We start from the raw sequence: 20,859 nt of genomic DNA, 5'->3' as shown, positions 1-20,859 counted from the left end.
CAAGCGCCGGACGGGCTCGGCCCGTCCGGCGCTCAGGGGTGGGGCGAGCGGCTACTGCGACTTGATGGCCGCCAGCATGTTGAGCTTCGCCGCCCGCCGGGCCGGCCACAGCGCGGCCAGGATGCCGACGAACGCGGCCAGCACCAGGAAGACGGTCATCCGCCCCCACGGCAGCACCAGTTCGTAGGTGGGCAGCCCGTTCGAGATCAGCTCACCGGCGGCCCAGCCGAAGAAGACGCCGAGGCCGATGCCGAGCACCCCGCCGAAGAGCGAGATGACCAGCGACTCCAGCCGCACCATGCGCTTGATGCCGCGCCGGTCCAGACCGATGGCCCGCAACATGCCGATCTCCTGGGACCGTTCGAAGACCGACATCGCGAGAGTGTTGATGACGCCGAGCACCGCGACGATGACGGCCATGGCCAGCAGCCCGTAGAGCATGTTCAGCATCAGGGTGAAGAACTGCGCGATGCCGTTGGAGATGTCCTGCTTGTCCTGGACCTGGATCGCGGGGTTGTCGCCGAGCGCCTTCTCGATGGCGTTCTTGGTGGCGTCGGAGGCCCCGTCCTTGGTCTTCACCATCACCTGCATATCGGTCACGGTGCGCATATGCGGGGTGAGGGTGGTGTTGTCCAGCATGATGCCGCGGATCATCTGGTTGCCCTCGTAGACGCCCGCGACGCTCAGCCGGCCCTTGCGGCCGTCCTCGTAGGTGACCGTGAAGGCCGAGCCGCGCTTCCAGCCGTTGCGGTCGGCGGTCTTGTGGTCCACCACGACCTTGTCGCCGCCGAGCCCGGCGAAGGAGCCCTCCTTGAAGTCGACGCCGACCAGCTTCTGGATGGTCTTGCCGTTGACGCCCGTCAGGTACTCGGTGTCGCCGTCGATCCGGGACGCGGAGTTGCGCAGTGGGCTGAGGGCGGTCACCTGGTCGAGCTTGCCCAGGGTCTGCTCCACATCGGGCGACAGCGGGCGGACGCCGTCGAAGCCGCCCAGGCTGACCACGTAGTCCGACTTGAGGGCGCCGGTGGCCAGGTTGTCGATGCCCTTCTGGACGCTGCCCGCGATCACGGTCATGCCCGTGATCAGCGTCAGCCCCACCATCAGCGCGGAGGCCGTGGCGGCGGTACGGCGCGGATTGCGCACCGCGTTCTGCCGGGCGAGCTTGCCGGAGATCCCGAAGGCGCGCAGCAGCGGGGCGGCGGCCGCGATGAGCGGCCGGGACAGCAGCGGGGTGAGTACGAACACCCCGACCACCAGGACGGCCGCGCCAAGACCCATGGGGAGCTTGCCGTCGCTGCCCATACCGCTTCCGGCCAGTACGCCCGCCGCACCGGCCCCGGCGAGGACGGCGCCGATGGTGTTCCGTACCACCAGGCCGCGGGTGGTCGGCGCGGCGTGCACGCTGTTCATCGCGGCGACCGGCGGGATCTTCGCGGCGCGGCGGCCCGGCAGCCAGGCGGCGAGCACCGTGACCACGACGCCGACCACCAGCGAGACCGCGATGGCGGTCGGGGAGACGACCAGCGGGCCGTCGGGGACGGTGGCCCCGGTGGAGTTCAGCAGCGAGCGCAGCCCGGCGCCGATGCCGATACCGGCCGCAAGACCGGTGACGGCCGCGACCGCGCCGACGGCGGTGGCCTCGATCAGCACCGAGCGCGTCACCTGGCGGCGGGAGGCGCCGACGGCGCGCATCAGGGCCAGTTCGCGGGTGCGCTGGGCGACCAGCATGGTGAAGGTGTTGGCGATGATGAAGACGCCGACGAAGAGCGAGATCCCGGCGAAGACCAGCATGCCGGTCTGCATACCGCTCATCTGCGTCTTGATCATGGCGGCCTGGTCGTCGGCGAGCTTCTGACCGGTGGTGGCCTCGGCCAGCTTCGGCAGGATCTTGTCGACGCCCGACTTCAGCGTGGCCTGCGAGGTGCCCGCGGCGGCCCTCAGGTCGATCTCGTCGAACTCACCCGGCTTGGCGAACAGCCGCTGGGCGGTGGGGGTGTCGAACAGCACCAGGCTGCCGCCCGCGGCGACATTGCCGTCGTCGGTGGTGAAGACGCCGACGACCTTCTCCTTGCGCACCGGGCCGTCCACGGACAGCCGGACCGCGTCGCCCACCTTGTAGTGGCCGCGGTCGGCGGTCTTGGAGTCGAGCGCGACCTCGCCCGCGGACTTGGGGGCGCGGCCGTCGGTCAGCGTGTAGCGCGGGTCCTTGCCGCCGGTGCCCGGGTAGTAGTTGCCGCCGGTGTTGGCGAAGCCGTTGCCCAGCAGGTCGCCCTGCTTGTCGGCGACGGCGGTGTAGCCGGAGACGGCGCCGGTGGCCGAGGCGGCGCCGGGCACCTGGCCGGCCTGGTCCAGCAGGCGCTGGTTCAGCCGGGGCGCGGCGCCGGGGTTTCCGGCGTCGTCGTCGGACTTGTGCGGCTTTATAGCGACATCGACGCCCGCGAAGCCCTTCTCGGAGCTCTTCTGGTAGGCGCTGGAAATGGTGTCGGTGAAGACCAGGGTGCCGGAGACGAAGGCCACGCCGAGCAGAACGGCGAGCACGGTCATCATCAGCCGGGCCTTGTGCGCGAGCACGTTGCGCAAGGCGGTACGGAGCATGGTCAGTCCAAGTGAGGGGGGCGGCTGGGGCGTCAGGAGGCGTACGGGCGCGGTCAGGGGGCGTGTACGGGCGCGGTCGGGCGGCGTACGGGCGCGGTCGGGCCGACGCGTGCGAGTCGGGTCGACGGGCGCGGGTCAGGCCGACAGGTGTGGTCGGGCCGACCGGCGCGTCCGGCTCAGCTGGTACGGCCCTTGGCGTCGAAGCGCTTCATCCGGTCCAGGACCGCGTCGGCGGTCGGGTCGCGCAGCTCGTCGACGATCCGGCCGTCGGCGAGGAAGACCACCCGATCGGCGTAGGCGGCGGCGACCGGGTCATGGGTGACCATGACCACCGTCTGGCCCAGTTCGCGCACCGAGTTGCGCAGGAAGCCGAGGACCTCGGCGCCGGCCCGCGAGTCCAGGTTTCCGGTCGGCTCGTCGGCGAAGATGATTTCGGGCCTGCCGGCCAGCGCACGGGCCACCGCGACACGCTGCTGCTGACCGCCGGAGAGCTGGGCGGGACGGTGCTTGAGCCGATCGGACAGGCCCACGGTCTGCACCACCTGGTCCAGCCACGCCTTGTCGGGCTTGCGGCCGGCGATGTCCATCGGCAGCGTGATGTTCTCCAGCGCGTTGAGCGTGGGCAGCAGGTTGAACGCCTGGAAGATGAACCCGATCTTGTCGCGCCGCAGTTGGGTGAGCTTCTTGTCCTTGAGCGAGGTCAGCTCGACATCGCCGATCCGGGCCGAGCCGCCGGAGACCGTGTCCAGGCCCGCCATGCAGTGCATGAGGGTCGACTTGCCCGAACCCGACGGGCCCATGATGGCGGTGTACTCGGCCTGCTGGAACTCGACGGAGACACCGTCGAGGGCGACGACCTGGGTCTCGCCCTGCCCGTAGACCTTGGTGAGGTCCGTGGCCCGCGCCGCGGCGGTGGCGCGGGCGGCGGCGGCCTGGACGCCGGAGGGGGTCGTGGTCACGGTGGGGGCTCCTGTCGTGCGGTCGGGGACTTCAAGGCTTTAAGGCGTTCCTCCCATGGTCCTCGACATAGAGGGGGCCGGTATCAGTCCGCGCTCCGGTTTCCGTACGGGACTCGGGACGTATGCCCCGGCCCCCGCGTCCTCCTTGGGGAGGAGAAAACCGTTCTTAAAGACTGAGCGGGAGTGAGTCCTGCTTCCAGGGCTCGTGCTCAGCCGAACGTCCCGAACGGTGTTGGGCGTTCTGGTCGGCCGCTTTCACGCCGCGTCCAGCGCCGACGGATCGTGTCCGTGGTCCGGGGATGCGGGGGCGGTGTCCCTCACGCCCTGGTGCCACCGGTCCGGCCTGGACGGTCCGATGCCCCGCACGATCACTCTGGTCGTGCGGGGGCGGTGCCGTCCGACGTCGGATCGGGTGCCCCAGGGCGCGTCGTGCGATCGCCACGGCGGCAGCGTCGTGGCGGGTGGTCTTCCTGGTTGTGGTGGTGAGGGGTTTCTGCCAGTGCTGGGCGCCCCAGCGGCTGGTGTAGGCGGGGTCGACGGCGATGACAGGGATGCCGAGTTCGGCCGCCATGGACAGCAGCCGGGCCCGTAGCTTGCTGACGGGCATGCCGGAGATGAGGTTGCGGAACCGCTTCTTGCGGCCGTGCTTCTCGCGGGTGGTCTCCGTCTGGAAGTCGAGGTCCTCGACCGCGATGGCGAGGTGGTGGCGCTTGGCGAAGTGGAGCAGGCGGATCAGGGCGTGGCGGACCTGGGCGTCGCGGTGGGCGGCGGTGCCAGACAGGTCGTAGTCGAGCCGGAGTGGTTCACCCACGGGGTTGCCGTGTGTGTCCAGCCGCCAGGCGGCGAGGTGGTCGGCGTTGGTGTCCACCCCGATCAGACCGCCCGCTCGGGCCGCTTCCAGGGGGACGGTCTTCACCGGGGGGTTGGTCCAGGAGGCGGTCACATACCAGCGGCCCCGGTCCACGTCTTCGTGGATGCGGTAGGCGACGGCCCGGTTGGCTGCCACGCGGTCGGCCCACTGCTCACCCCGGTCTGCTCACCCCGGTGCGCGAACGCCACGCGGCCGGTGAGGACGTACCGTCCGTGCGGGGCGTTCGCCAGATGCGCCAAAGGGGTGGGCAGCTTGATCGAGATCTCGCCGTCGGGGGTGATGCGGATGGTCTCGTTGCCGAACGGTTTGCCGGACTCGCCGTCCGCGGCGAGGAACCGGCGCCCGGCCTGCCACCGTGCGCGCCACCGCTCCTGGGTGAGCTGTGCTTGCTGGAGGTGGTGGCGGGTGTTCAGCAGTTGTTTCCCGCCGCGCGTCACGTGCACGAGGCCGGCGTCACGGTCGGCCCGCACCTGCTGGAGCCGGTCTTCGAGCACGCCCAGGTGGCGCTTCTTGGCATGCCACTCCCGCGAACTGCGGTAGCCGCCCGGCGCCTGCCTGGTGCCCTTGGCGCCCACGGGCTGGGACAGGCGGTGGTTGATGGTGTCGATCCCGGCTTGAAGGTTCTGGATGTGGGCGAGCTGGCCGCGCCGGGCCAGTGCCCACTGATCGTGGGTGGCCTTCGTGATCGACCCGGCCCAGCGGGAGGACGACTCCCGCGTCAGGACACGCTTGCGCTCGGCCCACCGCTCACTGTCGTGCTCCAGCCCGACCGCACACCGGGCCTTCAGATCACGCGAGGCCAACGAACTGAGCAGGTCACCGACCAGGCGTAGCGCCGTCTCGTCCGCAGTGGTCAGGTGCTTGAGGCGGGTGCGGATGGCGACCCCGGAGGGGCCGGGCACCACGAACGGCGCCGCAATCTCCCGCAACCCGCCCACCCCGTCACCCCCACCCCGGTGCCGCAGAAATCCGTCACCACACCCAACGACCACCACCGGTGAAGGTCACGCATTCGATGCGAGAACTCCCGTTCCCCGCCCCGGCACGCGATCCCGCCCCTTCCCCAAGGCTCACTCAAACGCACCAGAACACACTCAACCGCCATCCAATGCCAACTGCTCACAACCCCCCGTCCGGGGGCGTCGAGATTGCGTCAATCCCTGCCATGTGGGTGGTGCGGCATATGGGCAGGTCCGATGGACGCGGGTGTGTGCGGTTGCCCCGACCCGATGCTGATGCACCCTCAGTTGCCAATAAAATAAGACAACCTCGGTTCGTCGATCCGCTGTTCGGGGGCGTGCCCCCGGATAGGCTCGTGATTGCTTTCCTATGGGGAGGGACGTACGCGCTCGTACGGCCCAGGGAGCCGCTGGCCCGGATGGTGGAATGCAGACACGGCGAGCTTAAACCTCGCTGCCCTTCGCGGGCGTACCGGTTCAAGTCCGGTTCCGGGCACACCCAGACCTTGTTGCCGCACGCTGCGTGCGCATCCGGTCGCCCAACGTCTACCGCGCGGGGCCCGCATGGGCCTCGCGCCGTTCGCGCGCGCGTGGAAATATCCTCCCTGGGCACTAGGGTGCTTTCTTTGCTTACCTATTACTCTGTAGTCAAGGTCGCGCAGGGCGGCCATGGAGGAGTGAGATGAGGAGCAGCAACCCGGTCTTCTCGCGACGGGGGTTCAGCCGCGACGGCGGCTACGCGGGCTTCGGCGCGGCACCGCAGGCCGGGGGCCCCGCCGCAGTCCAGGGCAACCCGTACGCGCAGACGCAAGCACCGACCAACCCTTACGCGACCGGCGACCAGCAGAATCTGACGCCCGAGCAGCTGCAGCAGATGTACGGCGCGCCGCCGGCGGGCCCGCTGCAGACCGGCCGGATGACGATGGACGACGTCGTCATGCGCACCGGTATGACGCTGGGCACCGTCATCCTCGCCGCCGCGGCTGCCTGGATCATGGATCTGCCCGTCGGCGTCGGCTTCGGTGCCGCGCTCGTGGCGATGGTGCTCGGCCTCGTCCAGTCGTTCAAGCGCAAGGCATCGCCCGCGCTGATCATGAGCTACGCCCTCTTCGAGGGCGTTTTCCTCGGCGTCATCAGCCAGGTGTACAACGACCGCTGGTCCGGCATCCCGATGCAGGCCGTGCTCGGCACGATGGCTGTCTTCGTCGGCGTGCTCGCCGCGTACAAGACCCGGCTCATCCGGGTGAACGCGCGATTCCAGCGCTTTGTACTGGGCGCGGCCATCGGCTTCCTCATCCTGATGTCGGTCAACCTGCTGTTCGCGGCCTTCGGCGGCGGTGACGGCCTCGGCTTCCGCAGCGGCGGCATGGGCATCCTGTTCGGCATCATCGGCGTGGTGCTCGGCGCCGCGTTCCTGGCGCTGGACTTCAAGCAGGTCGAGGACGGCGTCCGCTACGGCGCTCCGCGCGAGGAGTCCTGGCTGGCCGCGTTCGGTCTGACCCTGTCGCTGGTGTGGATCTACCTGGAGCTGCTGCGGCTGATCTCCATCTTCCGGGACTAGATCTTCGGGGGCTGGATCTTCCGGGATCTTGCCCTCGGGGCCTGGTCTTCCAGGTCCTCTGAGTGATCACGAAGGGCCCGCGGGGCAGGTCGCCCCGCGGGCCCTTCGCCATGTTCCGTTGTGTCGGGGGAGGGGGATGGGGGAGGTCAGAGCAGCTTGCGCGCGGCCCGCCTCAGATCGTGCTCATGAATGATCGCCTTGGCGTGGCCGTACGCGAGCTGGTGTTCACCGCGCAGCCAGCTGACCTTTTCCTCGAAGCGGAAGAGGGCAGGTCCTTCGTCTACGGTGCGCAACCATTCGGCGACTTCACGGCCGGTGCATTGGGGGATTCGGGAGAGCAGGTTCCGGTGGGTCTCTTCGGAGAAGGATTGGGACATCGGCGCCTCCGACGCGTCCGTTTTCCAGGCCGTTCTTCATGGCCCGGGTGCGGTCCTTCAGCTCACCGTGCCTGACTGTTCGGCCGTTGGCAACAGTCCGTGGGTGGCGCATAGGCTCGCGATGTGAATGATGTGACCCCTCTGCTGACCGCCGTCGACCGGCTCGCGGACCGCCTGCGCGCCCTTCCGCAGTCTTGTCTGGACCGGGGCGTGGCGGCCGAAGGTCTGGCGCTGGCAAGGGAATTGTCGGTGCGGGCCCAGCGGCTCGAGGAGCCCGGGAGCGGCTCGAGGATCATGCCGGACGCGGGGATGTTCGCGGTCGCGGACCAGGTGGCGGTGGCCGGTCATGATTTGGCGCATGCGCTGGAACGCGCGCCGGAGGGCGGCGGGCGAGGCGGCGCCGGGGGCGCCGGGGAGGCGCTGGACTCCGCGGTGGCGCTGGTGGAGGCCACGGCCGGGCGGTGCGGCCTCTGAGCGGTGGCTGCCGCGGTCTCTCGGCGGTTTTGGCGTCTCTCGGTGGCTCTCTGGGGGGCCGAGAACGGGCCTGAAGCCGCCTGTGAGGGCTTTGTGAGGGGTTTGTGGGCCGGTGGGGGGCTACAGCGAGGCGATGACGCGGTCGGCGAGGACGTACACCTGCTCGTCCCCGCAGCCGAAGGTCAGCGCGTAGGCGCCGAGCACGCCGGAGCTGCCCAGCAGCACCGGGGTGGGGCCTTCGAGCAGCGCGTCGGCCAGCCGCTCCGCCGTCTCGCGGTGGCCGGGGGTCATGCAGACCGTGGTGCCGTCGGCGAAGACGTACACATCGAGGGTGCCAAGCGGGCCGGGGCGTACGTCGGCGAGCGGGATATGGGCGTCGGCCAGCGCGGTGAGCCGGGCGACGGTCCGGTCGTGGTCGGCGACGCCGGGGTGCGGCGAGAAGTCGGGGTGCGAGGGGTGGCGCCGGCGCGCGGCCGCCAGCTCGGCCGACTCGACGGCCTCGGCCGCGGGCTCCGTCCCCAGCCGCTCGGCGTCCAGGCGCTCCGTGCCCAGGCGCTCGGTGTCCAGGTCGAGGTCCACCTCGATCTCCGTGCCGATCTCCGTGCCGACCTCCGTTGCGGCCTCGGGCTGCCGGTCCGGCTCTCCGGCGGGGTCCAGGGTGTCGGGGCCGAGCGCGTCCAGGTCGAGCAGCGGCTCCACGCCGCCCGGGTCGGCCTGCCGGGGTACGTATGGGACGAGGTCCGTCTGGGGCTCCTCGCCGAGCCCTGCCAGCCTGCCGAGCAGCGGATGCGCGTCGGTGGCCGACGCGGTGTCCCGGGCCTCCTGTGCGGCCCAGAACGCCCGCGCCTCGGCCAGCTCGCGCTCCCGCTCCTCGGCGAGCGCGTCGGCGACGGCGGCGCGTATCTCGGCGGCGGGGGAGGCGGCGCGGGGCGCGGGGACCGCGACGGCGTCCGGCTCGCCCGCCCGGTCCGCCCCGCCGTCCGGGCCGGCGGTGGGAGTGTTCGCCGCGAGCTCGGCGCGCAGCTCGGCGATCTGTCGCCGTACGCCGCGGGCGGTGAGCAGGGCGGAGGTGCCCACGGCCGTGGCGGTGGCCGCGGCCAGGAGGGCGGCAAGAGTCATGGGGCTCACTGACTTCACTCCCGGTTCCGGTAGATCCCCCGAATTCCTACCTCAGCTTGGCCTGCGGTGCCGACCCGTGTCAGTGCATAACATCACCAAGTGGACGGGAATCGGGCTCGGCAGATGCGGAGGATGCCCGGGATACCGCCGCTGAGCTGGGCTTACAACACTCCCCCAGGACGTTGGTCACATCCTGGGGGAGATTCGGTCACGACTCATCTGCTGGACTCAGCCGCTCCGCTCAGCTCAGATTCAGCTCAATTCAGGCGCTCGTGCTCGTGGTCGCGCTTCGCTTCGCTTCCGCTGCGGGCAGGTGCCGCCCTCGCGCGGCGGAGCCGCATATCGATAGGGGCCCTCGGGCGCCCCCTACCCTCCGCTCAGCTCAGCTCAGCCGCTCCAGCACCATGGCCATGCCCTGGCCGCCGCCCACGCACATGGTCTCGAGACCGAACTGCTTGTCGTGGAACTGAAGCGAATTGATCAGCGTGCCGGTGATCCGGGCGCCGGTCATCCCGAAGGGGTGGCCCACGGCGATTGCGCCGCCGTTCACATTGAGCCGGTCCAGGTCGATGCCCAGGTCCCGGTAGGACGGGATGACCTGCGCGGCGAACGCCTCGTTGATCTCGACCAGGTCGATGTCGCCGATCGACATCCCGGCGCGGGCGAGCGCCTGCTTGGACGCCTCCACCGGCCCGTAACCCATGATCTCCGGCGAGAGCCCCGAGACACCGGTGGACACGATCCGCGCCAGCGGAGTCACGCCCAGCTCGCGCGCCTTGGTGTCCGACATGATCACCAGCGCGGCGGCGCCGTCGTTGAGCGGGCAGCAGTTGCCCGCGGTGACCAGACCGTCGGGGCGGAAGACCGGCTTGAGGCCGCGTACGCCCTCCAGTGTGGTGCCCGCGCGCGGTCCGTCGTCCTTGCTGACGACGGTGCCGTCCGGGGTGGTCACAGGGGTGATCTCGCGCTCCCAGAAGCCGTTCTTGATGGCCTCCTCGGCGAGGTTCTGCGACCGTACGCCGAACTCGTCCATCTCCTCGCGGGTGATCCCCTTGAGCCGGGCCAGGTTCTCGGCGGTCTGGCCCATCGCGATGTACGCGTCGGGGGTCAGACCGTCTTCGCGCGGGTCGTGCCAGTCCGTGCCCTCCTGCTCGGCGCGCGCGGCGGTGCGGGCCTCGGCGTCCGCGAAGAGCGGGTTGTGGGTGTCCGGCAGCCCGTCCGAGGTGCCCTTCACCGAGCGGGAGACCATCTCGACGCCCGCCGAGATGAAGACGTCGCCCTCGCCCGCCTTGATCGCGTGCAGTGCCATCCGGGAGGTCTGGAGGGACGAGGAGCAGTAGCGGGTGATGGTGCAGCCGGGGAGGTGGTCCATGCCCATCTGCACGGCCACGATCCGGCCCAGGTTGTGCCCCTGCTCGCCGCCCGGCAGACCGCAGCCGAGCATGAGGTCGTCGATGTCGCGCGGGTCGAGCTCGGGGACCTTGGCGAGCGCCGCCCGGACGATCTCGGCGGTCAGGTCGTCCGGCCGCAGGTCCTTGAGGGAGCCCTTGAAGGCGCGGCCGATGGGGGAGCGGGCTGCAGAGACGATCACGGCTTCGGGCATCACGGCTCCAGGGGGCGCGAGGGCTGGCGGGACTCTGAGGGAAGTTACCCGCACGTATGGCGAGGGTCACGGCATCGGGGCTGTGATGCGGGCCTCTTTTTCCAAGCGTATGCTCAGCGCCGCGCGTGCCCTGGAGTCATTGAGCGGCTTTAGTGGCTTATCGGGTCGCCGGGGGCGGGCCCGTGGAGGACGGGGCCTCGGTCGCGCTCGGGGCCGCGGACGCACGCTCCCCCGGGGTGCGGCCGTCGCGGCGCAGCAGCCGGGCCCAGGGGCCGCGGGCCGCGGTGACCTCGGTGCCGCCCTCGGCCGCCGCCGCGGCCGCGGCCTTGGCCACCGGCAGGATGCCCACGTCGCGGGTCTCCTCGGGCTCCTCGGGCCACAGGCCGAGCGCCCCGCACAGCGTCGGCAGCACGGCCATCGCGGCGGTGGCGTACCCCTCGGCCGAGGGGTGGTAGTTGTCGGGGCCGAACAGCTCCCGCGGGTTGGCCGCGAACTCGGGCCCGAGCAGATCGCCCAGCGAGACCGTACGGCCGCCCTGCTCGACCACCCCGATGGTCTGCGCGGCGGCCAGCTGGCGGCTGAGGCGGCGGGCGACCCAGCGCAGCGGCTGGTAGACGGGCTCGATGGTGCCGAGATCAGGGCAGGTGCCCACCACCACCTCACAGCCGCCGTCGCGCAGTCTGCGCACCGCCTCCGACAGCAGCCGTACGGACTGGGCGGGCGGCATGCGGTGGGTGACGTCATTGGCGCCGATCATGATCACGCAGATGTCGGGGCGGGCCGCCGGATCCTGGAACACCAGCGTGACCTGGCGCTCCAGGTCATTGGACTGGGCGCCGGGCTGGGCCACGTTGTGCAGATCGACGGGGCGCTCGGAGACCGCCGCGAGCCCGGAGGCGAGCAGCGCGCCCGGGGTCTGGCTGGGCCGGTGCACGCCCTGCCCGGCGGCGGTGGAGTCGCCGAGGAAGGCCAGCCGCAGCGGCGGCCGGCCGGTGTGCAGGACGAAGTCGAAACCGTATCGGCCGTCGGCACGCGGGGGCGGGTCCTCGGATCCGCCGACCACCCGCTTCGCATGGGAGACCTCGGTGAGCAGCAGAACGGCGGCCACGCCGCCCAGCAGCCCGATGCCGCCGCCTCCGTATGCCGCCGCGGCGGCGATCCGCCGCGCGACCCTGGCTCTCGACATAGACATGGCTCCGGCCCACCTCCGTCCACGCGTCTTGCTCCTTTGTACCCTTTTTTGTACGACTTGCTAACCACTTGCCGCCCGGCTTGTTGCCGCGTTCGCGCCCGGGCGCGATGCGCCGGCCAAGCCGGTCAAGCGGTCACGGTGCGCAATAAGCTGGGCAGCACGGGCCCGCGACAGCGGCCGCCCTGACCGCGGAGATCCCGCTGATATCGGACCTGGAGCAGGTGTGCAGTACTACGATTCGATGATTGAGCTGGTCGGCAACACCCCGCTGGTGAAGCTCAACAGCGTCACCGAGGGCATCCGGGCGACCGTTCTGGCCAAGGTCGAGTACTTCAACCCGGGCGGCTCGGTGAAGGACCGCATCGCCGTACGGATGATCGAGGCCGCCGAGCGCTCCGGCGCGCTGCAGCCGGGCGGCACGATCGTCGAGCCGACCTCCGGCAACACCGGCGTCGGCCTGGCCATGGTCGCCCAGCGCAAGGGCTACAAGTGCATCTTCGTCTGCCCCGACAAGGTGTCCACCGACAAGATCAATGTGTTGCGGGCGTACGGCGCCGAGGTCGTGGTCTGCCCGACGGCCGTGGACCCCGAGCACCCCGACTCGTACTACAACGTCTCGGACCGCCTGGTGCGCGAGACCCCGGGCGCCTGGAAGCCCGACCAGTACAGCAACCCCGACAACCCGCGCTCGCACTACGAGACGACCGGCCCCGAGCTGTGGGAGCAGACGGAGGGGAAGATCACCCACTTCGTCGCGGGCGTCGGCACCGGCGGCACGATCAGCGGCACCGGCCGCTACCTCAAGGAGGTCAGCGAGGACCGGGTCCAGGTCGTCGGCGCCGACCCCGAGGGCTCGGTGTACTCCGGCGGCAGCGGCCGCCCGTATCTGATCGAGGGCGTCGGCGAGGACTTCTGGCCGACGGCCTACGACCGGACCGTCGCCAACCGGATCGTCGCGGTCTCCGACAAGGACGCCTTCCAGATGACCCGGCGGCTCGCCCGCGAGGAGGGGCTGCTGGTCGGCGGCTCGTGCGGGATGGCCGTGGTCGCGGCGCTGCGGGTGGCCGAGGAGCTCGGCCCCGACGATGTGGTGGTCGTGCTGCTCCCGGACAGCGGCCGCGGCTACCTTTCCAAGATTTTCAACGATGAATGGATGGCGGACTACGGCTTCCTGGAGGAGGAGGGCCCGGCGGTGCGCGTCGGCGATGTCCTCCAGGGCAAGGAGGGCGGGCTGCCCTCGCTGGTCCATATGCACCCGGACGAGACGGTCGGTCAGGCGATCGAGGTGCTGCGGGAGTACGGCGTCTCGCAGATGCCCATCGTCAAGCCGGGCGCCGGGCACCCGGATGTGATGGCCGCCGAGGTCATCGGCTCCGTGGTGGAACGCGAGCTGCTGGACGCGCTGTTCGCGCAGCGCGCCGCGCTGACCGACCCGCTGGAGAAGCACATGAGCGCGCCGCTGCCGCACGTCGGCTCGGGCGAGCCGGTCGAGGACCTGATGGCGGTGCTGGGCGGGGCGGACGCGGCCATCGTGCTGGTGGAGGGGAAGCCGACCGGAGTGGTGAGCCGGCAGGACCTGCTGGCGTACCTGGCGAAGGGTCAGCGCTAGCCGCCGCCTCGGGGCGCAACTCCCGCTGCGGAAAAGGTCGTACGCCCTTCCGGTAAGTGGTACGTGGGTGTCACGCGCTCGCAGCACGGGCTTAACACAGCTCCGGCAGATTAGTGGGTGTCGGAAAGGACGACACCGACACCCGAAAGCGGCGACAAGGACCTCCGGAGCGGCTCCCGGACCTCCATGGTCGCCCCGGACGTGGCAGCCAGGCCTTGACCCGGCCCGCGTCCCTCGCGGGGACCGCCGTCGTCCCGCCCTCGGTGCTCACACCGGGGTGCGGCGGTTCCCGCGACATATTTATGCCGTCATTTACCCGTCCCACTCGCTGTGCGACTTCTCGCGGCGCAGGCGGCGCAGCCAGGCGAACCCTCCGGACGCGTGCACCGCGTTGACCGCGACGATGCCGACCCAGGTCACCACCAGCCCCGGCAGCCCTCCCGCGTTGACCGCGGCGATCGCGGAGAGCGGGATGGCCAGCACGAGCGAGGTCGCGACGAAGGCGAAGCGCTCGCCGAACCCGATCCCGACACCGGTCCCCTGGCCTGGCCGGCCCGGCCCGTGGGGGCGGGTGCCGCGGGCGGCGGCCATCTGCTGCTCGGCCAGCTGCCGCCGCACCTGGCGGTCCGCGGTGTCGTTGAACCGCTGCTCGACCTTCTCCATGAAGGAGTCGACCAGCTCCGTCTCGTACTCGGCCCCCAGCTCCTTGCGGGTCTGGAGGGTCGCGTCGAGGTCCCGCTTGAGATCGGCGTCCCGGCTGTCCATGTTCCGACGGTACGGTCTCAGGGACGTGTTGTCGGTGGGGCTAGCCCCCCGAAACGCGTGGGGGGACAGGTGCCCGTACCTCCCGGCCCGCTGTGGAAGGAGCCAGTCCGTGTCCGCACCTCTGCTTACGTCCCTCGCCGAGCCGGGAGGCGCATCGGGAGCCGCATCGGGAGGCGACCGCCCCGACGCGCTCACCGTGGGCGGCCGTGCCTGCTCCCGCGAGGAACTGCTCGGCGCCGCGGGCGCGGTCGCGGCCCGGATCGCCGGGGCGCCGGTCGTCGCCGTACGGGCGAGCCCGACGGCGGAGACGGTGACGGCCGTGGTGGGCGCGCTGCTCGCCGGGGTGCCCGTGGTGCCAGTACCGCCGGACTCGGGACCCGCGGAACGGGACCACATCCTCCGGGACTCCAAGGCCGCGCTGCTGCTGACGGGTGCGGGGACAGGTGCGGGGGAGGACGCCGGTCCCGCCGCCCCCGTCGAGACCGTCCCGGTGGACCTGGCCGAGCGCGCGGCGTGGAGCGGGCCGGAGCCGGACCCGGAGTCGACGGCGTTCGTCCTCTACACCTCCGGCACCACCGGCGCGCCCAAGGGCGCCCTGATCTCTCGGGGCGCGGTCGCCGCCGACCTGGACGCGCTGGCCGGGGCCTGGGCCTGGACGGCGGAGGACACGCTGGTCCACGGCCTGCCGCTGTTCCATGTGCACGGGCTGGTGCTCGGTGTGCTGGGCGCGCTGCGGGTGGGCAGCCGCCTGGTGCACACCGGCCGGCCGACCCCCGCGGCGTACGCGGCGGCGGGCGGCAGCCTGTACTTCGGTGTGCCGACGGTCTGGCACCGGGTCGTCCAGGACCCCGACGCGGCCCGCGCCCTGTCCGGCGCCCGCCTGCTGGTGTCCGGCAGCGCCCCGCTGCCCGCGCCCGTCTTCCGCGATCTGGAGCAGCTGACCGGGCACCGGCCCGTCGAGCGCTACGGCATGACCGAGACGCTGATCACCATCAGCACCCGCGCGGACGGCGAGCGCCGCCCCGGCTATGTCGGCACCCCGCTGTCAGGCATCCGTACCCGGATCGCCGCCGAGGAGGGCGCGGAGATCGGCGAGTTGCAGCTCACCGGTCCGACCCTGTTCGACGGATACCTCAACCGCCCCGAGGCGACCGCGGGTTCGTACACCGAGGACGGCTGGTTCCGCACCGGCGATATCGCCGCCATCGAGCCGGACGGTTTCCACCGCATCGTCGGCCGGGCCTCCACCGATCTGATCAAGTCCGGTGGCTACCGCATCGGCGCGGGCGAGGTCGAGAACGCGCTGCTCGACCACCCGGCGGTGCGCGAGGCGGCGGTTGTGGGCGCCCCGCATGAGGAGTTGGGCCAGCAGATCGTGGCGTACGTGGTCGCCGACGGGGTGAGCGAGACGGAGCTCATCGACTTCGTGGCCGGACAGCTCTCCGTCCACAAGCGTCCCCGCAAGGTCCGCTTCCTGGAGGCGCTGCCGCGCAACGCCATGGGCAAGCCCCAGAAGAAGCTGCTGCCCCCGGCCTGAAAGGCATTGAGGGCAGCGCTTCGCGAGGTGCTATCCCTTGGTGAGGCCGTTCCGCTTCGCCCAGTCCGCCGCCACGTCGTCCGGGTCCTTCTTCTCCACGTCGACCAGCTTGTTCAGCTTGGCCAGCTCCTGCGTGGTGAGCGCGCCGCCCAGCCGGGCCAGGGCCCTGCGGACCTTGGCGTCGGCCTTGGCGCTGCGGATGACGGGGACGATGTGCTGGGCGGGGATGAGCTGCTTGGGGTCGGCGAGCATGATCCAGCCGTTGGCCTGGATGTCGGGGTCGGTGCTGAAGAGGTTGGCGACGTCGACGTCGCCCTTCTTCAGGGCGCCCTTGACCAGCGGTCCTGAGGCGTCCAGCGACTTGAACTCCTTGAAGGTGGTGCCGTACACGGACCTAAGACCGACCAGGCCGACGACCCGCTTCTTGTCCTCCGCCGGGCCGCCGAAGACCAGCTTGCCGTCGAGCTTGTGGAGGTCGGCGAGGCTGCGCAGCCCGTGTTTGTCGGCCGTCTCCTGGGTGACGGCGAAGACGTCCTTGTCCTCGGCGGCGGCGTAGGGGAGGGCTTCCAGGGCGGTGGGGAGGGCGACGGCCAGGGCGTTCTGCAGATCGCCGGCCTCCGTCTGCTTCGCGGTGTCGTCGAAGTGCAGCAGCAGGTTGCCCTGGTATTCGGGGAGCAGGTCGATATCGCCCTGCTGGAGGGCGGGGATGACGATCTCGCGGGAGCCGAGGTTGGGGCGGACGCTCGCCTTGACGCCGGCGCCGCGCAGCGCCTCGGCGTAGAGGTAGCCGAGGATCTGGTTCTCGGTGAAGTTGGCGGTGCCGACGACCAGGCCGCCCGAGCTGCTGCCGCCGCCGGAGCCGCCACCGCCGGAGCCTCCGTCGAGCGAGGTGACGCCGCCGCAGGCGGCGAGGGCGGGGAGGGCGGCGGCGCCGAGGAGGCCGCCGAGCAGGGCCCGGCGGGTGGGGCGGGGAGTCCCAGAGGCCTGGGAGGCCTGATGGTTCAGGGGGGTCATGGCGGACTACTCCTCAGTGCGAGTGGGCGTGCGAGGGCGCGGGGCGGTTGCGGAACAGCAGGCGCTGCACTCCGGCCAGCGCCAGGTCGAGGGCGATCGCCAGTACGGCGACCAGCACCGCCCCGCCCAGCACCTGCACCAGGTCGCGCTGGGCGAGCCCGTCGAAGACGTACCGGCCGAGCCCGCCGAAGCTCACGTACGCGGCGATGGTGGCGGTCGCCACCACCTGCACGGCGGCCAGCCGCAGCCCGGTCATGATCAGGGGGAGCGCGAGGGGGAGCTCGATCTGGAACAGGACCTGGTGGGCCCGCATGCCCTGGCCGCGCGCGGCGTCCTTGACCTCGGGGTCGACGGCGGCCATGCCCGCGTAGGTGTTGGTGACGATGACCGGCACCGCGAGCGCGACCAGCGAGATGTACACCGGCCACATGCTCAGCCCGCTGGCCAGGAAGACCAGGGTGACAAGGCCGACCGTCGGCAGCGCGCGCCCGAAGCCGGCGAGGTTGATGGCGAGGAAGGCGCCGCGGCCGGTGTGGCCGATGAGCAGGCCGACGGGGAGGGCGATGAGGGTGGCGACGAGGGTGGCCAGCAGCGAGTACTGGGTGTGTTCCAGGAGGCGGGTGGCGATGCCCTCGGGCCCGGACCACTGGGATCCGCTGGTGAGCCAGTGGACGAGGTCCTTCAGCAGCTCGATCATGTCAGGCACGCCTCCTCAGCCACGGGGTGCACAGCCACTGGACGGTCACCAGTACGGCGTCGGCGACCAGCGCGAGCACCAGGGACAGGGCGACTCCGGCGACGACGGGGGTGGGGTAGTTGCGCTGGAAGCCGTCGGTGAAGAGCTGGCCGAGGCCGCCGTATCCGATGTAGCTGGCCACGCTGACCAGCGAGATCGCCATGACGGTGGCGACCCGTACGCCCGCCATGATCACCGGGAAGGCGAGCGGCAGCTCGACGGTGAGCAGGGTGCGCAGCGGGCGGGTGCCCATGGCCTTGGACGCCTCGCGGACCTTGGTGGGGACGCTGTCCAGGCCCTCGACGGTGTTCCGGAGCAGCACGACCAGCGTGTAGACGGTCAGGCCGGTGATCGCGGTGGTGCGGGTGAGGCCGGTGACCGGGAGCAGCAGCACGAAGATCGCGATGGACGGGATGGTGAACAGGACGTTGGACAGCCCCAGCAGCAGCCCCCGCAGCGGCCGTACCCGGTGCGCGACCACGGCCAGCGGCAGCGCGATCAGCAGCCCGAAGAGTACGGAGGGGATGGCGGTGGACAGATGGTCGACGGTGAGCCGGACGAGGTCGTCGCGGTGGTCGGGAAACCAGTCCCAGTCGATGGTCATGCCGTCACGCTCGCGGCGGCGTCCTGGGCGTCGGGGTCCTGGGGGTCTTCGGAATCCCGCGAGCCGGAATCCTGCGAGCCGGAATCCTGCGAGCCGGAGTCCTGCGTCGTGGCGGCCCGCGCGGCCGCGGCGTGGCGCCGCCCCGCGTGCTCATGGATCAGCTCGCGGTCGGTGACGCCGGTCAGAACGCCCTCCGCGTCCACCCGGGCGACCAGCCCGGCCGGGGAGGCTATCGACTCGTCGAGGGCGGACAGCAGGGAGTCGCCGTCGCGCAGCGCGCGCACCGGCAGCAGCGGGGCCCGGTCGCCCTGCGGACCCTCGGTGTCCCGCCAGCCCATCGGCTCGCCGCGGTCGGAGGTCACCAGCAGCCAGCGCCCGCCGTCCCCCTTCGAGCCCGCCTCGGCGGTCGGCGCGGGGCGCTGCGGGACGTCGGCGAGCGTGGAGAGCGAGAGCAGCTTGAGGCCGCGCTCGGCGCCGAGGAAGCCCGCGACGAAGTCGTCGGCGGGGTCCGCCAGCAGCTCGGCCGGCGGGGCGCACTGCACGAGGTGGCCGCCGGTGCGGAAGATCGCGATCCGGTCGCCGAGCCGTACCGCCTCGTCGATGTCGTGGGTGACGAAGACCACGGTCTTGCGCAGCTCGCTCTGCAGCCGCAGCAGCTCGTTCTGGAGCTGGGTCCGTACGACCGGGTCGACCGCGCCGAACGGCTCGTCCATCAGCAGCACCGGCGGGTCGGCGGCCAGCGCGCGGGCGACGCCCACGCGCTGCTGCTGTCCTCCGGAGAGCTGATGCGGGTACCGCTTGCCGGCGTCGGCGGTCAGGCCCACCAGCTCCAGCAGTTCGGCGGCGCGCGCCCGCGCCTTGCGGCGGCCCCAGCCGAGCAGCAGCGGGACCGTGGCGATGTTGTCCAGCACCGTGCGGTGCGGGAACAGCCCGGCCTGCTGGATGACGTAGCCGATGCCGCGCCGCAGCTCGGCGGCGTCGGCCTTGCGTATGTCACGGCCTCCGACGCTGATCGTGCCGCTGCTCGGGTCGACCATCCGGTTGACCATCCGGAGGGTGGTGGTCTTACCGCAGCCGGAGGAGCCCACGAGGACGGTGATGTCGCCCTCGGGGAGTTCGAGATCGAGTTTGTCGACGGCAGTGGTGCCGTTCGGATAGTGCTTGCTGACGTGCTTGAAGCTGATCATCCGCTTCCCCTTGCCCTGTCTGCATATAGTCATGCACAGTCATAGGCGAGTGAATAGAAGTCAAGAGTTTGGCGTTAATCAACGGTTACTTCTGCTCACAATCCGGGACGGAATGCATGTCTGCGTCCGGTAAGGGTGCGGATGGAAGGGGCTGCTCTGGATGTTGTCTCAGATTCTGGACTCGGCGGGCACGGCGGGTGACGCCGCGCCGCGCATCGTGCTGGACGGGCGGACCCTGCGCGTCGTCGATGTCGTACGCCTCGCCGACCGTACGGGCCGCCCCGCGGCCCCCGATCCGGCCGCCCTCGCCCGCGCCGAGCGCGCCTGGGAGACCGCGAACCGGCTGGCCGCCAGCGGGCGCGTCTACGGCCGCAGCACCGGCGTCGGCGCCAACCGCACCGAGGACGTCGGCGCCGCCGACCAGGACCACGGCCTGCGCCTGCTGCGCAGCCACGCCGGGGCCATCGGCGCGCCGCTGCCCGCCCGCGAGGTCCGCGCCATGCTCGTCGTACGCGCCAACCAGTTGCTCGCGGGCGGCGCCGGGCTGCGCCCCGCCGTCGTCACCGCCCTCGTCGAGGCCCTGGCGCGCGGCGCCCACCCCGTCGTCAACGAACACGGCGCGGTCGGCACCGGCGACCTCGCCGCACTCGCCCAGACCGGCCTCGCGCTCGTCGGCGAACACCCCTGGGACCTCGCCGACGCCGCACCGGGCGGCGGCGCCCCCGCGCCCATCGAGCTCGACAGCAACGACGCCCTCGCCCTGATCAGCAGCAACGCACTCACCCTCGGCCAGTCGGCGCTCGCGCTGGCCGAGCTGCGCCGACTGCTGACCGCCTCGCTCACCGTCGCCGCGCTCTCGCTGATCGCGGTCGGCGGCTCACTGGAGGCCTACGCCCAGCCCGTGCACGAGGCCCGCCCGCACCCCGGCTCCGTCGAGGCGGCCGCCCGGATGCGCGCCCTGCTCGGCGCCCCGGCCCGCCCGACGCCGCCGCTCGGCCGGATCCAGGACCCGTACGGCTTCCGCTGCCTGCCGCAGATCCACGGCCCGGCGGCGGACGCGGCCGACGCGCTGGAGCGGGTGCTGACCATCGAGTTCAACGCCGCCGCCGAGAACCCGCTGATCTGCCCCGACGACGAGGCCGCCTACCACCACGGCAACTTCTACGCCGCGCACACCGCCCTCGCCCTCGACCACTTCCGGCTCGCCGCCCTGCAGACCGCCCGGCTGTCCACCGCCCGGCTCGCCGCGCTCTCCGAACCGGAATTCACCCGGCTGCGCCCCTTCCTCGGCGACACCGCGCCCGCCAGCTCGGGCGTGATGATCCTGGAGTACGCGGCGGGGGCGGCCCTCGGCGAGATGCGGGCCGTCTCCCACCCGGCCTCCCTCGGCCACGCCGTGCTCTCGCGCGGCGTCGAGGAACAGGCCAGCTTCGCCTCGCTCGCCGCCCGGCAGACTCTGCGCGTGGTCGACAACTACCGGCAGGTGCTGGGCTGCGAACTGGTCGCGGCCGTACGGGCGCTGCGCCAGCGCGGTCTTGAACCGGACCCCGAGCTGCCGGTCGGCGCGGCCTACGCATTGGCCGAGAAGGCGCTCGATCCGAGGATGGAGGACCGTCCGCTGACGCAGGATGTGGCGGTGGCCGCGGGCCTGTTGGACGGGCTGGCGGACATGAGCGGCATGAGCGCGGAGATTTGAT

Annotated in this window: 16 protein-coding genes, 1 tRNA gene and 1 pseudogene; 6 read left to right on the top strand and 12 right to left on the bottom strand. The window is 71.4% G+C overall.

Translation table 11 applies throughout. The features are described from left to right. Positions 1-51 precede the first annotated feature (51 nt). From ACWDSL_RS03325 to ACWDSL_RS03315, 3 genes and pseudogenes are all read right to left on the bottom strand, one after another. Positions 52-2,595 carry an ABC transporter permease gene (locus tag ACWDSL_RS03325; protein WP_450481195.1) on the bottom strand — a complete coding sequence of 848 codons (2,544 nt, stop codon included), beginning with the start codon at positions 2,593-2,595 and terminating at the stop codon, positions 52-54. Between the two features lie 176 nt (positions 2,596-2,771). After that, positions 2,772-3,554 carry an ABC transporter ATP-binding protein gene (locus ACWDSL_RS03320; protein WP_450481193.1) on the bottom strand — a complete coding sequence of 261 codons (783 nt, stop codon included), beginning with the start codon at positions 3,552-3,554 and terminating at the stop codon, positions 2,772-2,774. Between the two features lie 166 nt (positions 3,555-3,720). Continuing rightward, positions 3,721-5,363: pseudogene (locus ACWDSL_RS03315) on the bottom strand (IS200/IS605 family accessory protein TnpB-related protein). A gap of 434 nt (positions 5,364-5,797) precedes the next feature. Between ACWDSL_RS03315 and ACWDSL_RS03310 the strand changes: the two are divergent. Next, positions 5,798-5,880, top strand: a tRNA-Leu gene (locus ACWDSL_RS03310). Between the two features lie 186 nt (positions 5,881-6,066). Beyond that, complete coding sequence (locus ACWDSL_RS03305) at positions 6,067-6,945, top strand: Bax inhibitor-1/YccA family protein (protein WP_450481191.1); 879 nt, start codon at positions 6,067-6,069, stop codon at positions 6,943-6,945. Between the two features lie 146 nt (positions 6,946-7,091). On the opposite strand, the gene ACWDSL_RS03300 is transcribed toward ACWDSL_RS03305, so the two are convergent. After that, entirely contained in the window at positions 7,092-7,322 is a 231-nt protein-coding gene (locus ACWDSL_RS03300) for a DUF4287 domain-containing protein (RefSeq protein ID WP_450481189.1), read from the bottom strand. Between the two features lie 123 nt (positions 7,323-7,445). On the opposite strand from ACWDSL_RS03300, the gene ACWDSL_RS03295 reads away from it, so the two are divergent. Next, positions 7,446-7,796 (top strand): hypothetical protein, encoded by a 351-nt coding sequence (locus ACWDSL_RS03295; RefSeq protein WP_450481188.1) that lies wholly within the window; start codon positions 7,446-7,448, stop codon positions 7,794-7,796. Positions 7,797-7,916: 120 nt separating this feature from the next. Here ACWDSL_RS03295 and ACWDSL_RS03290 read toward each other — a convergent pair whose 3' ends face one another. The 3 genes from ACWDSL_RS03290 to ACWDSL_RS03280 all read right to left on the bottom strand — a co-directional run bounded on the left by ACWDSL_RS03290 (position 7,917) and on the right by ACWDSL_RS03280 (position 11,710). Beyond that, positions 7,917-8,915, bottom strand: coding sequence for a hypothetical protein (locus ACWDSL_RS03290; protein ID WP_450481186.1), 999 nt, complete (start codon positions 8,913-8,915; stop codon positions 7,917-7,919). 382 nt (positions 8,916-9,297) lie between these two features. Next, a complete protein-coding gene (locus ACWDSL_RS03285; protein ID WP_450481184.1) occupies positions 9,298-10,518 on the bottom strand; it encodes an acetyl-CoA C-acetyltransferase in 1,221 nt (406 codons plus the stop codon). A 157-nt stretch (positions 10,519-10,675) separates the two neighbouring features. Beyond that, positions 10,676-11,710: an SGNH/GDSL hydrolase family protein gene (locus ACWDSL_RS03280; protein WP_450481182.1), complete on the bottom strand. Its 1,035-nt coding sequence runs from the start codon at positions 11,708-11,710 to the stop codon at positions 10,676-10,678. A gap of 223 nt (positions 11,711-11,933) precedes the next feature. Between ACWDSL_RS03280 and ACWDSL_RS03275 the strand changes: the two genes are divergently transcribed. Next, positions 11,934-13,319 (top strand): cystathionine beta-synthase, encoded by a 1,386-nt coding sequence (locus ACWDSL_RS03275; protein ID WP_450481180.1) that lies wholly within the window; start codon positions 11,934-11,936, stop codon positions 13,317-13,319. A gap of 312 nt (positions 13,320-13,631) precedes the next feature. Here ACWDSL_RS03275 and ACWDSL_RS03270 read toward each other — a convergent pair whose 3' ends face one another. Further along, on the bottom strand, positions 13,632-14,084 hold the full coding sequence (locus ACWDSL_RS03270) for a hypothetical protein (protein WP_450481178.1): 453 nt from the start codon (positions 14,082-14,084) through the stop codon (positions 13,632-13,634). A gap of 109 nt (positions 14,085-14,193) precedes the next feature. On the opposite strand from ACWDSL_RS03270, the gene ACWDSL_RS03265 reads away from it, so the two are divergent. Beyond that, positions 14,194-15,621 (top strand): acyl-CoA synthetase, encoded by a 1,428-nt coding sequence (locus ACWDSL_RS03265; RefSeq protein ID WP_450481176.1) that lies wholly within the window; start codon positions 14,194-14,196, stop codon positions 15,619-15,621. A 30-nt stretch (positions 15,622-15,651) separates the two neighbouring features. Here the strand turns inward: ACWDSL_RS03265 and ACWDSL_RS03260 are convergent, their stop codons facing one another. From ACWDSL_RS03260 to ACWDSL_RS03245, 4 genes are read right to left on the bottom strand one after another with little or no spacing between them, the layout of a single operon-like run. Beyond that, positions 15,652-16,635 (bottom strand): ABC transporter substrate-binding protein, encoded by a 984-nt coding sequence (locus tag ACWDSL_RS03260; RefSeq protein WP_450481174.1) that lies wholly within the window; start codon positions 16,633-16,635, stop codon positions 15,652-15,654. Between the two features lie 13 nt (positions 16,636-16,648). Continuing rightward, positions 16,649-17,332, bottom strand: coding sequence for an ABC transporter permease (locus ACWDSL_RS03255; protein WP_450481172.1), 684 nt, complete (start codon positions 17,330-17,332; stop codon positions 16,649-16,651). 1 nt (position 17,333) lies between these two features. Beyond that, entirely contained in the window at positions 17,334-17,975 is a 642-nt protein-coding gene (locus ACWDSL_RS03250) for an ABC transporter permease (protein WP_450481170.1), read from the bottom strand. Continuing rightward, positions 17,972-19,162 carry an ABC transporter ATP-binding protein gene (locus tag ACWDSL_RS03245; protein ID WP_450481168.1) on the bottom strand — a complete coding sequence of 397 codons (1,191 nt, stop codon included), beginning with the start codon at positions 19,160-19,162 and terminating at the stop codon, positions 17,972-17,974. The genes ACWDSL_RS03250 and ACWDSL_RS03245 overlap by 4 nt, the downstream gene beginning before the upstream one ends. A 160-nt stretch (positions 19,163-19,322) precedes the next feature. Here ACWDSL_RS03245 and ACWDSL_RS03240 point away from each other — a divergent pair, with 160 nt between their 5' ends. Beyond that, positions 19,323-20,858, top strand: a complete 1,536-nt coding sequence (locus tag ACWDSL_RS03240; RefSeq protein WP_450481166.1) for an aromatic amino acid ammonia-lyase — start codon at positions 19,323-19,325, stop codon at positions 20,856-20,858. The last annotated feature ends 1 nt before the right edge of the window (position 20,859 follow it).

This window comes from Streptomyces sp. NPDC000941 (assembly GCF_053599555.1).
Note: the sequence above shows the minus strand (reverse complement) of the source record. Positions and strands in the feature narration are given on the sequence as shown.